Genomic DNA, 13,446 nt, shown 5'->3' with positions numbered 1-13,446 from the left:
TATGAATTCTACGCAAGAATGGCAAAGTGTCACCTGGTTTGAAGTGGACGAACATCAATTGGGTCAACGCATCGACAATTTTTTATTTTCCAGACTGAAAGGTGTGCCTAAAAGTCGGATTTATCGTTTAATCCGTGAAGGACAGGTGCGGGTCAATAAAAAGCGCATCAAGGCAGAAACCAAACTGAATATTGGCGACCAGATTCGCGTTGCACCGATTCGTTTTGAAGCGAAAGATGAAACGGCGGCACCGGTCTCGGACAAGGTGGCTCAAAGCCTGCTCAGCCGTGTGGTGTATGAAGATGAAGGGCTGATGGTGGTGAACAAGCCCTCAGGAATTGCGGTGCATGGCGGTAGCGGTGTGGCTTATGGGCTGATTGAAGGTCTGCGTGCGGCTACCGGCAAAAAATATCTGGAACTGATTCACCGTATTGACCGCGACACCTCTGGTCTGGTGATGATCAGTAAAAAGCGCAGCACTTTAAAAACACTGCAGGATATGCTGCGTGAACACAAAATCAAAAAAACCTATGCCGCGATTGTTAAAGGGCAGGTGAGCCTGGATCAACAGCTGATTGATGCACCTTTGCACCGTTATGAACTGGCCAATGGCGAACGCCGGGTTCGTGTGTCTAAAGAAGGCAAGGACAGTAAAACCCAATGGAATGTGGCTGAGCGTTTCATGCATGGCACATTGGTGTATGCTTCACCGCTGTCTGGCCGTACCCATCAGATTCGTGTGCATGGCTTAAGTATTGGTCATCCTTTAATTGGTGATGATAAATACGGTCATCAAACGGAATACAAAGGTCCAAATCCACGTCGTCTGTGCCTGCATGCCATGCGTCTGGAAATTCCGGGCTATCCTGTGATTGAAGCGCCATTGCCGGAAGATATGCAGAGTCTGGTGGCGCAACTTAGAGCACAGAAGAAGGATTGATAAAAATCCATCTTAACCCTCCTTTATTAAACCACTACAGAATTTCAGTTCTTTAGAAAAAAGAAGCTAAGAGGGATGACCTCTCCCTAACCCTCTCCTTTAAAAAGGAGAGGGGACATCACGTAAAATATTCTGTCATTAACTCAGACTTCGTGTAGTCAGTATTTTGATTTAGTAAAAAATGAATGACTAAGCAAAAGGGTTTCCCTCTCCTTGTAGGAGAGGGCTAGGGAAAGGTGAACAATTAAATACTGAATCAAATACTAGGAAAGCATTTATGAACACACCTGTAAAACTGGTCATTTTCGATTGGGATGGCACTTTATTTGATTCGGTCGGTCAAATCGTGGCGAGTTTGCAGTTCGCAGCACAACAATTCCAGCAACCCTTAACCGATGAAGATGCCAAAAGTATTATCGGGTTAGGTTTACCGGAAGTCGCACAGCGTTTATTTCCGGCAGTGCCTGAATTGCATGCCGATATTTTACAGTCTTATTCAGAGCACTACGTTGCCAACTCAACGGGTGATCAATGGTTTGCTGGTGTTGCCGACATGCTGGAAGCATTGGCTCAAGCGGATGTAAAACTGGCAGTCGCTACAGGCAAAAGCCGTAAAGGTCTGGATCGTGTCTTGAAGCAGACACAAAGCATGGAGCTGTTTGCCGCGACACGTGCGGCCAGTGAAACCCGATCTAAACCCCATCCTTTAATGCTGGAAGAAATTTTGACCCAAACGGGTGTCCAGGCTGAACATGCGATTATGGTTGGTGATACTTCCTATGATCTGGAAATGGCACAAAATATTGCCATGCCGCGTATAGGAGTAAGTTATGGCGTGCATACGCCTGAAGTCCTTGCCCGCTATCATCCGCTGGCCATTGCAGAGGATGTCGCAGATTTGCATCAGCTTTTATTAAACCAGGTGAATTTAAAACAGGCGGTTTGAGCTCAGTGTAATCGGTTAAAAGGAGGATTTAGATTCTCCTTTTTATTCTTATTTCATTTCATCTAATGCGAATAGTCCCTTAAAAAATGAAGGCTCATGATGTTCCGTTGCCAGGTGGACAGGTTTATCTTGATATTCAAATGGGTCGTGAGGGAATAGAAAAAGGCAGTGTAAAAAAGTTTTTGGCAGTAAATAAACTAAAGCTGATGCTGATCAATCACTAGAATTTAAAATATTAATCTTTAATAAATTTTATTTATATCTGCCCGCTCGAATAAATGAGCTGTATTAAAAATGGGCAAAGTATCTAGTCTTTTAGTCGTAGATGGATGGCTCTTTTAGAAATCTGGCAATCTGAGCCGAAGCTTGGATGAGAAAGCGGTTTTTATATTTAGTTCATATGACTGTTTTTTTAAAATAAAACCAAGTCAATTTATAGGAATTAGCTATTGTCATAAATAAAATAAGTATTGGCATAAAAAGCGCAATTTTCCGATTCTAAAACCGTTTATACATATACGCGTTTGCCAAGATGGGCAGCACCCATTTGCTGATGGCTTTGATCAGTTCACAGATTTTTTTTCTCGTTGTTCATCGCATTTCCATCGATAACGGTATAAGTCCAATTTTTGCAGTTTAAGGAAACATTGATGTCGAATTCTGCTGTTGTTGAATCAGTTGCGCAAGCATTACGTGACGCTGAATTATCAAAAACTGCGATTGCACCGATTCGCCCGCAACTTGGCGGTGAAAGTGCTGATGTGGATATCGCATACGCAGTTCAGGAAGTAAATACCAAACGTGCAGAGGCTGAAGGCCGCCGTTTAACCGGTCGTAAAATCGGTTTAACCTCTAAAGTTGTGCAAGCACAGCTGGGTGTAGACCAGCCGGACTTCGGTATGTTGTTTGCTGACATGGCTTATGGCGATGGCGAAGCGATTCCAGCCGGCCTGTTGATTCAACCTAAAGTTGAAGCAGAAATCGCGTTAATCATCAACAAAGATTTAACCCAAGAAAAACACACTTATGCAGACATTATCAGTGCAACTGAATATGCACTGCCAGCTGTAGAAGTTGTGGATAGCCGTATCGAAAACTGGAAAATCAGTTTAATTGATACTGTGGCAGATAACGCATCTTCTGCGGCTTATGTTCTTGGTTCACGTCCTGTGAAACTGGAAAATTTAGACCTCGTTAACTGCAAAATGATCATGAAACGCGGCGAAGAAATCGTGTCTCAAGGTGTGGGTAAAGCATGTCTGGCTAACCCGTTAAACGCAGCGGTTTGGCTGGCAGATGAAATGGTACGCCGTGGCCGTCCTTTACTTGCAGGCGACATCATCCTGACGGGTGCATTAGGTCCTATGGTTGTTGCCAACCCGGGTGATGAATTCGTGGTTGAAATTGAAGGTTTTGGTTCAGTAACTGCTGCATTCGCTGCTGAATAAGTCCAGATTTTAAGAGCGTTTTTTAAGAGAAATTGTTCATGAAAAAGATTAAATGTGCATTGATCGGTCCAGGTAATATTGGTACTGACTTGCTGTATAAATTACAACGCAGCGAATTTTTAGAGCCAGTATGGATGGTGGGTATTGACCCAACTTCTGAAGGTTTGGCACGTGCTGCGAAAATGGGTTTGAAAACCACAAGTGAAGGTGTAGACGGTTTACTTCCTCACGTTCTAGAAGATGACATCAAAATTGCATTTGATGCAACGTCTGCCTACGTTCACGCTGAAAACAGCCGTAAGTTGAATGAACTTGGCGTGTTGATGATTGACTTGACGCCTGCTGCGATCGGTCCATTCTGTGTACCACCAGTAAACCTGGAAGCTTTGTTAGATGCAGGCGAAGTACCAAACGTAAACATGGTGACTTGTGGTGGTCAGGCGACTATTCCAATGGTTGCCGCAATTTCGCGTGTTCAACCGGTTGAATATGGTGAAATCATCGCGACTGTATCGACTAAATCTGTAGGTCCGGGCACACGTAAAAACATTGACGAATTCACCCGTACCACAGCCGGTGCGATTGAAAAAGTCGGTGGTGCTAAAGCAGGTAAAGCGATCATCATCATTAACCCGGCTGAGCCACCACTGATGATGCGTGATACGGTTCACTGCCTGGTTGAAGGTGAGCCAGATCAGGCTGCAATCACAGAATCTGTGCATGCGATGATCAAGGAAGTTCAAAAATATGTACCAGGTTACAAACTGGTGAACGGTCCTGTATTTGATGGCAACCGTGTATCCATCTTCCTGGAAGTTGAAGGCCTGGGTGATTACCTGCCTAAATATGCCGGTAACCTCGACATTATGACTGCAGCAGCTGCGCGTACCGCAGAAATGTTTGCAGAACGTGTTTTAAGCGCAGTTGAAGCATAAGGAGCATCTTCATGTCTAAGATTATTATTAATGATATGACTTTACGTGATGGCATGCACCCAATGCGCCATCAAACTACACCTGAGCAAATGGTTGCGATTGCAACGGCTCTGGATGATGCAGGTGTACCTTTAATTGAAGTGACTCACGGTGACGGCTTAGGCGGTAACTCTGTGAACTACGGTTTTGCTGCGGCAACTGATGAAGAATATTTGAAGGCGGTGATTCCAAACCTGAAACAGGCTAAAGTGTCTGCACTTTTACTGCCAGGTATTGGTACCGTTGACCATTTGAAAATGGCGCATGATGTTGGTGTTGCAACCATTCGTGTTGCAACGCATTCAACTGAAGCTGACGTTTCTGAACAGCACATTACTGCTGCGCGTAAACTCGGTATGGACACTGTGGGCTTCTTGATGATGGCGCACATGGCTTCTCCAGAAAAACTGCTTGAAGAAGCACAAAAAATGGTGTCTTACGGTGCAAACTGTATCTATGTGACTGACTCTGCAGGCTATATGTTGCCTAAAGATGTAACGGATCGCGTGGGTATTTTACGTGCCAACCTGGGTTCAGACATCGAAATCGGTTTCCATGGTCACCATAACCTGGGCATGGGCGTAGCAAACTCGGTTGCAGCGGTTGAAGCGGGTGCAAAACGTGTCGATTTGGCCTCTGCCGGTCTGGGCGCGGGTGCGGGTAATACACCGCTTGAACTGTTTGTTGCAGTTGCCAACCGTATGCAGATGGAAACCGGTGTAGACCTGTTTAAGGTGCAAGACGTTGCGGAAGATCTCATCATTCCAATGATGACCCATCAGATTCGTGCCGACCGTGATGCAGCAACTTTAGGTTATGCAGGTGTTTACTCATCATTCCTGTTATTTGCTAAACGTGCTGAAGCGAAATATGGCGTGTCTGCACGTGAAATCCTGATGGAACTTGGTCGTCGTGGTACAGTCGGCGGTCAGGAAGACATGATTGAAGACTTGGCATTGACCATGTCTAAAGCCAAAGAAGCCAATGCTTAATTTATTTTAAGTCAAAGCGAAAAAGAGCGTCCGGAAGGGCGCTTTTTTTATGGCTGGACCTTGATTTGACACTTGGCTTTATAGATAAAAAATATCATGAAATAGTTGTAATATATTAATATAATCAATTGCTTAAGTGATTTTTCGACTGGGTTAAACTTAAAAGCGATTAATCAGTTTTTTTTTGCGGTCAAAAAGCCTGAATTATTTGAAAATAAACCCTGAAACAAAGGTTTAACAATAATGAAATGAAAGGAAGATAAAATGACTTATTGTTTAAAGTTCTTAACGTGGGCTTAATCTTTAAAATAAAAACCAGCGGAAATAGCCATAAAGGCAATAAATCTTAATACTCTGGTCGGATTTCGTTTCTTGTGATTGTTGAGCATGATGGCGCCATAGCTTAATTTGATTACTAAGGAATTCAGCCATGCGTCGTCAAAACTTATGGATAGCAATGCTTGCTGCGACAGCAACTTTAGGAACAACTGCATCGAATGCAGATTTTGTTGACGACAGTAATGTCCAATTAAAATTTAAAAACTTTTATTTAGACCGTGAATATAACCAAGATACAGCTGGAGTTTATAACCCAGGTTATGGCAACTGGACTCAAGCAGTCACTTTAGATGCTAAATCGGGTTATCACGATATTGGTGCAGGCATTCAAGTGGGTGCTGATTTATTAGCACAATATGCGATTGGTCTAAAATCACGTGGTAATGTGAATGACATTCATATGCCATACAATGAAAATGAGAAGAAAACTGAACGTGATAATGCTAAGTTAGGTGCAACTTTGAAAGTTAAAGTTTCTGAAACTGAATTAAAAGTAGGTGACTTACAGCCAATGTCACCTGTGGTGTTCTTTGATCCATCGCGCCAATTATTAACCACTTATAGCGGTGCTTGGTTGGAATCTAAAGAGCTTAAAGATACGAAGCTGACCTTGGCTTATATTGATGGCATCAATGCACGTTATGACAATCAATATCAAGATTTGACCTTGTTCCCACAAAATGATTTTGCTAAAGCAAAAGCGGCGAATAAGTCTACTGATGATGGCATGTACATTGTTGGCGTAGATCATCAATTTACACCAAAATTGGGTGGTAGCTACTGGTATGCAGATGTCACCAACATCTATCAACAGCATTATGTTGCTGCGAACTACAAAACGACTTTGGCTGAAAAAACCAAACTAGATACCCACGTTCGCTATTTTGACAATAGTGAATCTGGCGATAAACTATATGGCAAGATTGACAGCCAAGCCGTTTCTGCAGGTGCTAAAGTAAATCACGGTATGCACACTGTTCAGTTGGGTTATCAACAAATGTTTGGCGACTTTGGTGATGTCGCACTGTTCCCTACATTGGGCGGTTGGGTAGCACAACCATTCCTAGATAACTGGTCTGTTGCAAGTTTCATTCGTAAAGATGAGCGTTCATGGAGTTTAGGTTATACCTATAATTTTGCTGAAGCAGGTGTCCCTGGTCTAACTGCGACAGTACGTCACTTCCGTGGTGACAATATTGATCTAGGTGCAGGTAAGAAGGAAGGCAAAGAAAACGAAAATAACGTGATCGTAAACTATGTTGTACCTGAAGGTAAGTTAAAAGGCTTAGGCTTCAACTACATGTTTATCGATACCAACTATAACTTCGGTAACGACCTTCAAGAACACCGTGTAGCAACAACTTATACTTATAAGTTCTAATTAAGTGGTGTCATAAAAAAGCGGCTTTAAATCAGTCGCTTTTTTTATGCTGTGTAGAAAGCTATTTTTTATTAAATGCCTTAATAAAAATAAGGGTTTGTTCTTTAATAAAGTTTTTAAAAACAAATAGTTAAATTATCGTTTTTTTATAGTATTTGATCGTAAATTTGTATCAGTTTGACCGCTTTGAACAGGTAATATAAGGCGGTAAAAAAGTAAATTTCACCGAGTCAACTTGACGTTAAATTCTGAATCAAGATGGAAACGCAAGCTAAAGACTGTACGAGGAGTATGTATGAGCACTGTTCAAATCCCTGAATATACAACAGATCCATTCTTTGGCTTAGAAGACAAATGGATTGAAACTGCAGAAGGTGAGTTGACTCACTATCACGAAGTGGGTGAAGGTACGCCTATCCTGTTCTTGCACGGTTCAGGTACCGGTGTATCTGCTGCGGCAAACTGGTGGCTAAACCTGCCATCAATTGGTGAACAGGCGCGTTGTATCGCTATCGACACTATTGGTTATGGTCAAACTGTAGTAGCGCCAGGTACAGCTTACGGTATCCGTGCCTGGGTAGACCATGCGGTGCGTACTTTAGATGCACTGGGCATTGAAAAAACCTGGTTGGTCGGTAACTCGCTCGGTGGCTGGTTGGCATTCCAGTTGGCTTTAGACTACCCTGAACGTGTACTTGGTATCGTATCTATGGGTACAGGCGGTGCAAAACAGACTGCTGCGCTGAAAGCACATGCCAACCCGGTATTGACTGAAGAAGGCATCAAGAAAACATTGTCGATGTTCGTGGTAAACAAAGACCTGATCACAGACGAGCTGGTAAAAGTACGTTTTGCTTCTGCTGCAAATGACTATGCATCGAACCGTTTGATGGACGTCGTGGGCGCACGTGACCGTGACCGTTTCGAATTCCCGTTAGACTTCGAAAAAATGAAAGACATCACTGTGCCTGTATTGTTGATTCATGGTACTCAAGATGTGGTGATTCCTGTATCTCGTACCTGGGATATCCTGAATATCGTACCGAATGCTGATGCACACATTTTCAGCCAATGTGGCCACTGGTCTCAAGTGGAAAAAGCGGATGAGTTCAATACTGTCATTAAAAACTATTTAACCGCTCGTGGCGTTTAATTTCGCTGTCTAGCAAATCAAAAGGGTGACTTCGGTCATCCTTTTTTGTTGCTGCTCAAGGACTGATAAAGTTCGCTGCGACATTGATGGTGATGGCCAGAATGGTGGTATTAAATCCATAGGCCAGTAGCAGGTGCAGGGTGTTTAGAACCCGCATTGCGGAGTGGGTAATGGAAACATCCGCCGTTTGTGCGGAAGTCCCGACGATGTAACTAAAATATAAAAAGTCGGGATAAGTGGGCTTAGGGGTTTTGGGAAAATCTAGCCCGCCTTCATTATTCCTGTCGAGTGCCAGATAAAAGTCATGCGCATAATGAATCGCAAAAATGGTATGCATCAGGAACCAGGCGGAGGTAATGGTCACCATGGATAAAACGATATGAGCGGTTTGAATGAGCGTGTTGCTCGGCAAATTATTCACTTCAATAATCAGCGCGATGAAGCAGATGATTAAGGTCAGCAGCACCAGAAAAAGAATCAGCCATTTACTGGCATCCTGTTCCTTGGCACGTTGCAGGATATGCGCATGGTCAATGTGCCAGAGTTTTTTCAGGGTGAAAAATAAATAAGCATAAATGACAATATTCCAGCTCATTAACAGGCAGGTGGACCAGCTCCATGAAGTCATCACCTGAAAAGCAGCATACAGCACAGCAATAAAGGGAAAGGTCAGAAAGAAATAAAGATGGTGCTGAATCCCGGTTTTTATACGGCGTAGAGGATGCATAATGATCAACCCTTTATTGTTATTGTTGTTTTTTAACATTTTAAAAAAGTTGTGGAGAATTTATTAGACTTAAGTTGTAATTTGCGATGATGAAATGTCATTTATGAGGAATGAAGGAAACAAGTTGTACGTTATTCCCTATCAATTCAGCATTGCCGATAAGAAAAAAGCGTAAGACTTAAGTCTAGTCCGGTCCAAAAATACACAAATTGTAATAAAAATAGCCACCATTATTTTGCTAATAAATAATGGTGGCTTTAATTCAGTGCAAAAGTGTAAAAGTTTTTTTAATTACGGTTAATGTTTAGATAAAACACATGGGTCAGTAATTCAATAAATTTCTTCACTGCAACAGAGCTGCTGTTTTTATGGTAACTCACATACAGGTCGAGGTAAGGCAGTTCCACATCCAAGGGGCGAATCACGGTATTTTCCATGGTCAGTGGCGCAACATAGCCCGGCAGAATGGTGCAGCCCAAACCTATCCCTACAGAGTTGATGTTAAACAGGATGTTATCGGCTTTTTGCACAATATTGAATTCAATCCCATTGGCATGGGCAAAATCCATAATGGCATTATGCAAGGTTAAGGACTGCTCGGCAGCAGGAATAATAAAATCTATACCATTCAATTCTTTAACGGGAATGCGTTCATACTTAGCCAAAGGGTGGTCTTTCGGTAAAATAAAGATCAGCGGCTCGCGTAGCACGAATAAACTTTCAATTTCATCACTGTTAAAGTTGTGTCGGGTAAAGGTGATATCCAGTTCACCTTTTTTCAGCAACTTCATTTGTTCATTATTGTTTAAGCTGAGCAAATCAATTTTTAAATCAGGGTTTTGCACGCGCAAGTTCGGCAGCACATAAGGGAAAATTTTCATTTCCGCCACCGGAACAAAGCCAATACGCAGCATTTGCTGTTTGGCTTGGGAAACCTGGCGTGCCATGGCAATGGCTTTATCTGCCTGTGCCAGGGTTAAGCGGGCTTGCTCGAGAAATACGGCACCTTCTTCAGTCAGTTCAACCTTGCGTTTGGTGCGATAAAGCAGTTTTACCCCAACATCTTCTTCCAGATCTTTAATTTGCTGGCTTAAAGAAGGCTGAGCAGTATAAAGCTTTAGTGCAGCCTTACTGAAGTTAAGTTCTTCTGCAACGGTGATAAAATAGCGTAGGTGTCGTAATTCCATATAACTCGTCCAAAAGAGTAATCCAAAAAATGTCTTACTATATTTTTGTAGCAGTATAATCTATAAACAACTATTAGGTGAAGATTATTCTGCCATTTAGAAAATAAATGATCTTGCATTTTTTATTAGTGTTTAAATATATAAAGCTAAATTTTAAATAATTCATAAAATATCTTAATTAAAACAAAAAAAATATTTCCCCAAAACTGGCTAAAAATCCATTATCGCTGAAAAGTTGAGTCTATTTACTTTGTGCCGTTACTGGTCACAGGAGAGCTTTTCATGAGTGGAAAAATTGATGTGCGCGAAATCGACGCTTTAGTCGATGCACAAAATGGACGTATCTCACCGTCAATCTATACAGACCCAGATCTATATGAATTAGAACTTGAACGTGTGTTCGGTCGTACCTGGTTATTCCTTTGCCATGAAAGCCAAATTCCTAAGGCTGGTGACTTCTTCAATACCTACATGGGTGAAGATCCAATTATTGTGGCACGTCAAAAAGACGGCTCAATCAAAGCATTCTTAAACCAGTGCCGTCACCGTTCTATGCGCGTGAGCTTCGCAGACTGTGGTAATACCCGTGCGTTCACTTGCCCATACCACGGCTGGTCTTACGGTATTGATGGTTCTTTAAAAGACATCCCGCTTGAAGAGCGTGCTTTCCCGCATGGCGCATGCAAAGAGCAGTGGGGTCTGGTTGAAGTAAACCGTGTGAAGTCTTACAAAGGCTTAGTCTTCGGATGCTGGGATGAAACCACCCCAGATCTGGAAGAATACATGGGTGACATCGCCTGGTATCTCGATGGCGTATTAGATCGTCGTCCGGGTGGTACTGAAATCATCGGTGGTGTACACAAGTGGGAAATCGAATGTAACTGGAAATTTGCAGCTGAACAGTTCGCATCTGACCAATATCACGCATTGTTCTCTCACGCCTCTGCGATTCAAGTATTGGGTGCAAAACCTGATGACGAATCATCTAAAAAATTAGGTGCTGCGCAAACAGCCCGTCCTGTATGGGAAACTGCGAAAGACGCGATCCAGTACGGTTCACGTGGTCACGGTTCAGGCTTCTTCTTCACAGAAAAACCAGATGCAAACGTATGGGTTGACGGTGAAGTTGCCAACTACTTCCGCGAAACTTACGAAGAAGTGAAAGAGCGTTTAGGCGAAGTTCGTGCTTTACGTCTTGCGGGTCACAACACCATGTTCCCAACATTGTCTTGGTTGAACGGTACTGCAACACTTCGCGTATGGCACCCACGTGGTCCAAACAAAACTGAAGTTTGGGCATTCTGTATTGCCGATGCTGAAGCGTCTCAGGAAGTGAAAGAAGCATTTGAACGTTCTGCAACGCGTGCCTTCGGTCCTGCCGGTTTCCTGGAGCAAGATGACTCTGAGAACTGGATCGAAATCCAAAAAGTATTACGTGGTTATAAAGCACGTAAGAATGCCTTGATCATGGAAATGGGTAAGGGCAACGAGAAAGTTCGTGAAGATGGTATCCCGGGTATTACCAACTACATTTTCTCTGAAACTGCAGCACGTGGCATGTACCGCCGTTGGGCAGATTTATTGATCCATGAAAAATGGGAAGACGTGGAAAAAGCAGCTGACGAATACGAGAAGGAGCTTATGAAATGAGTCAGATCAGTTTAGAACTTCAACATCAAATTAGTCAGTTCCTCTATCGTGAAGCAAAGCTGCTTGACGACTGGAAATTCCGCGATTGGTTAGACGTATTGGCAGAAGATATTTCTTATACCTTGCGTACCACACCGAACGCTCAAACTCGTGACCGTCGTCGTTCGATCGAGCCACCAACAACTTGGGTATTTAACGATACCAAAGACCTGCTGGAACGCCGTGTTGCCCGTCTTGAGACAGGTATGGCATGGGCTGAAGAACCTCCTTCACGTACCACTCACATGGTGTCTAACATCATCGTTGAGGCAACGGAAGTTGAAGGTGAATACGACGTTTACGTAACGTACTTGTTGTACCGTACACAGAAAGAGAAAGATGTCACCATCTACTGTGGCAAGCGTCACGACAAGATCCGCAAAGTCGATACTGCTCAAGGTTTCCAGATCTTCAACCGTAAGATTACCCTTGATCAGGTGACTTATAACTCACATAACCTGAGTGTGTTCTTCTAATGAATAAGATTTTTGTTTGCCAAGTTGACGAATTAGACGAAGGCGAAGCGTTGAAAGTAGATTGCGGCGTAAACGGTATCGAAGCGCTTGCAGTCTTCAACAATGGCGGTGAGTTCTTCGCAATGAACGACCGTTGTTCACATGGTAACGCTTCTATGTCAGAAGGTTATCTTGAAGATGACGGTACTGTAGAGTGCCCGCTTCATTCAGCGCGTTTCTGTTTGAAAACTGGTCAAGCATTATGTTTACCAGCAACTGATCCAATCCAGACTTTCCCGGTGATTGTTGAAGATGGTCAGTTATTTGTAGAAATGGCAGGAGAGTAATCATGGGTTGGCTACAAGGCGAAGTTGCACTCATCACTGGTGGTGGTTCAGGCTTAGGCTGGGCACTGGTTGAACGTTTCCTGGAAGAAGGTGCACAAGTTGCGGTTCTTCAACGTTCACAGTCAAAAGTTGATGCTTTGAAAGAACATTTCGGTGACCGCGTGCTTGCGATCGCAGGTGATGTGGCCAGCTATGAAGACAACGTCCGTGCTGTAAACGCAACAGTTGAGCGCTTCGGCAAGCTTGACTGTTTCGTTGGCAATGCCGGTATCTGGGATCATTATGCAGATATCGTCAATACATCGGGTGAGCAACTGGAAAAAGCCTTTGATGAAATCATGGGCATTAATACCAAGTCACTCATCTTGGGTGCTAAAGCTGCGCTGGATGCATTGATAGCTTCTGAAGGTTCTATCATATTTACTTTGTCTAACTCTGCACTGTACTCGGCAGGCGGAGGCCCCGTGTATACAGCATCTAAGCATGCAGGGGTCGGCATTATGAAAGAACTGGCTTACGAACTTGCGCCTAAAGTACGAGTGAACGCTGTTGCACCGTCAGGTATGAATGTGAATATCAAAGGTGCGGCATCATTGGGTCAGGAAAATCTTGGCCTGCTGGATGCCCGCGATCCTGAGAAAATTGCACGTGGTATGCCACTGAACTTCTTGCCTGAACCGGAAGACATGACGGGTTCATACGTGCTCTTGGCATCTCGTCAAAACAACCGTCCTTTGACCGGTGTGTTAATTAACGCTGAATGTGGTCTGGGTATTCGTGGTTTACGTCAACCACGTGCAGGTTTCTTTGACGAATAAAATTCAGTCTGAAATGTAATGGACTTACTCGGTAGCCTGTTCTGGGCTAC

The 13,446-nt window shown here is 43.3% G+C and carries 13 protein-coding genes; 11 read left to right on the top strand and 2 right to left on the bottom strand.

Going from position 1 to position 13,446, the window contains the following annotated elements; translation table 11 throughout:
• Position 1: 1 nt before the first annotated feature.
• The 7 genes from E0H88_RS01855 (at position 2) to E0H88_RS01825 (ending at position 8,173) form a co-directional block, all read left to right on the top strand.
• Positions 2-940, top strand: a complete 939-nt coding sequence (locus E0H88_RS01855) for an RluA family pseudouridine synthase (RefSeq protein ID WP_131272894.1) — start codon at positions 2-4, stop codon at positions 938-940.
• A 277-nt stretch (positions 941-1,217) separates the two neighbouring features.
• A complete protein-coding gene (locus E0H88_RS01850; RefSeq protein WP_131272892.1) occupies positions 1,218-1,886 on the top strand; it encodes an HAD-IA family hydrolase in 669 nt (222 codons plus the stop codon).
• Between the two features lie 650 nt (positions 1,887-2,536).
• Complete coding sequence (locus tag E0H88_RS01845; protein WP_131272890.1) at positions 2,537-3,334, top strand: 2-keto-4-pentenoate hydratase; 798 nt, start codon at positions 2,537-2,539, stop codon at positions 3,332-3,334.
• Between the two features lie 38 nt (positions 3,335-3,372).
• Positions 3,373-4,269 carry an acetaldehyde dehydrogenase (acetylating) gene (locus E0H88_RS01840; RefSeq protein ID WP_131272889.1) on the top strand — a complete coding sequence of 299 codons (897 nt, stop codon included), beginning with the start codon at positions 3,373-3,375 and terminating at the stop codon, positions 4,267-4,269.
• Positions 4,270-4,280: 11 nt separating this feature from the next.
• Entirely contained in the window at positions 4,281-5,300 is a 1,020-nt protein-coding gene (gene dmpG, locus E0H88_RS01835; RefSeq protein WP_092819102.1) for a 4-hydroxy-2-oxovalerate aldolase, read from the top strand.
• A 430-nt stretch (positions 5,301-5,730) separates the two neighbouring features.
• Complete coding sequence (locus tag E0H88_RS01830; RefSeq protein WP_131272888.1) at positions 5,731-7,020, top strand: OprD family outer membrane porin; 1,290 nt, start codon at positions 5,731-5,733, stop codon at positions 7,018-7,020.
• Between the two features lie 295 nt (positions 7,021-7,315).
• Positions 7,316-8,173 carry an alpha/beta fold hydrolase gene (locus tag E0H88_RS01825; protein WP_131272887.1) on the top strand — a complete coding sequence of 286 codons (858 nt, stop codon included), beginning with the start codon at positions 7,316-7,318 and terminating at the stop codon, positions 8,171-8,173.
• A gap of 55 nt (positions 8,174-8,228) precedes the next feature.
• Here the strand turns inward: E0H88_RS01825 and E0H88_RS01820 are convergent, their stop codons facing one another.
• A complete protein-coding gene (locus E0H88_RS01820; RefSeq protein ID WP_131272886.1) occupies positions 8,229-8,900 on the bottom strand; it encodes a DUF1345 domain-containing protein in 672 nt (223 codons plus the stop codon).
• A 287-nt stretch (positions 8,901-9,187) separates the two neighbouring features.
• The gene (gene hcaR, locus E0H88_RS01815) at positions 9,188-10,087 is read right to left on the bottom strand and encodes a DNA-binding transcriptional regulator HcaR (RefSeq protein WP_131272885.1); all 900 of its coding nucleotides are present in this window, start codon (positions 10,085-10,087) and stop codon (positions 9,188-9,190) included.
• Between the two features lie 282 nt (positions 10,088-10,369).
• Here hcaR and hcaE point away from each other — a divergent pair, with 282 nt between their 5' ends.
• From hcaE to hcaB, 4 genes are read left to right on the top strand one after another with little or no spacing between them, the layout of a single operon-like run.
• Positions 10,370-11,737 (top strand): 3-phenylpropionate/cinnamic acid dioxygenase subunit alpha, encoded by a 1,368-nt coding sequence (hcaE, locus tag E0H88_RS01810; protein WP_131272884.1) that lies wholly within the window; start codon positions 10,370-10,372, stop codon positions 11,735-11,737.
• Positions 11,734-12,252 (top strand): 3-phenylpropionate/cinnamic acid dioxygenase subunit beta, encoded by a 519-nt coding sequence (gene hcaF, locus E0H88_RS01805; RefSeq protein WP_076752997.1) that lies wholly within the window; start codon positions 11,734-11,736, stop codon positions 12,250-12,252. Before hcaE ends, hcaF begins: the two co-directional genes overlap by 4 nt.
• Positions 12,252-12,578, top strand: coding sequence for a 3-phenylpropionate/cinnamic acid dioxygenase ferredoxin subunit (gene hcaC / locus E0H88_RS01800; RefSeq protein WP_076752998.1), 327 nt, complete (start codon positions 12,252-12,254; stop codon positions 12,576-12,578). The genes hcaF and hcaC overlap by 1 nt, the downstream gene beginning before the upstream one ends.
• Before the next feature lie 2 nt (positions 12,579-12,580).
• Positions 12,581-13,396, top strand: a complete 816-nt coding sequence (hcaB, locus tag E0H88_RS01795; RefSeq protein ID WP_076752999.1) for a 3-phenylpropionate-dihydrodiol/cinnamic acid-dihydrodiol dehydrogenase — start codon at positions 12,581-12,583, stop codon at positions 13,394-13,396.
• Positions 13,397-13,446: the final 50 nt, after the last annotated feature.

This window comes from Acinetobacter sp. ANC 4216 (genome assembly GCF_004331195.1).
Taxonomy (GTDB): Bacteria; Pseudomonadota; Gammaproteobacteria; order Pseudomonadales; family Moraxellaceae; genus Acinetobacter; species Acinetobacter kookii.
The sequence above is the reverse complement of the archived record's forward strand: the minus strand, read 5'-3'. Positions and strand labels throughout refer to the sequence as shown.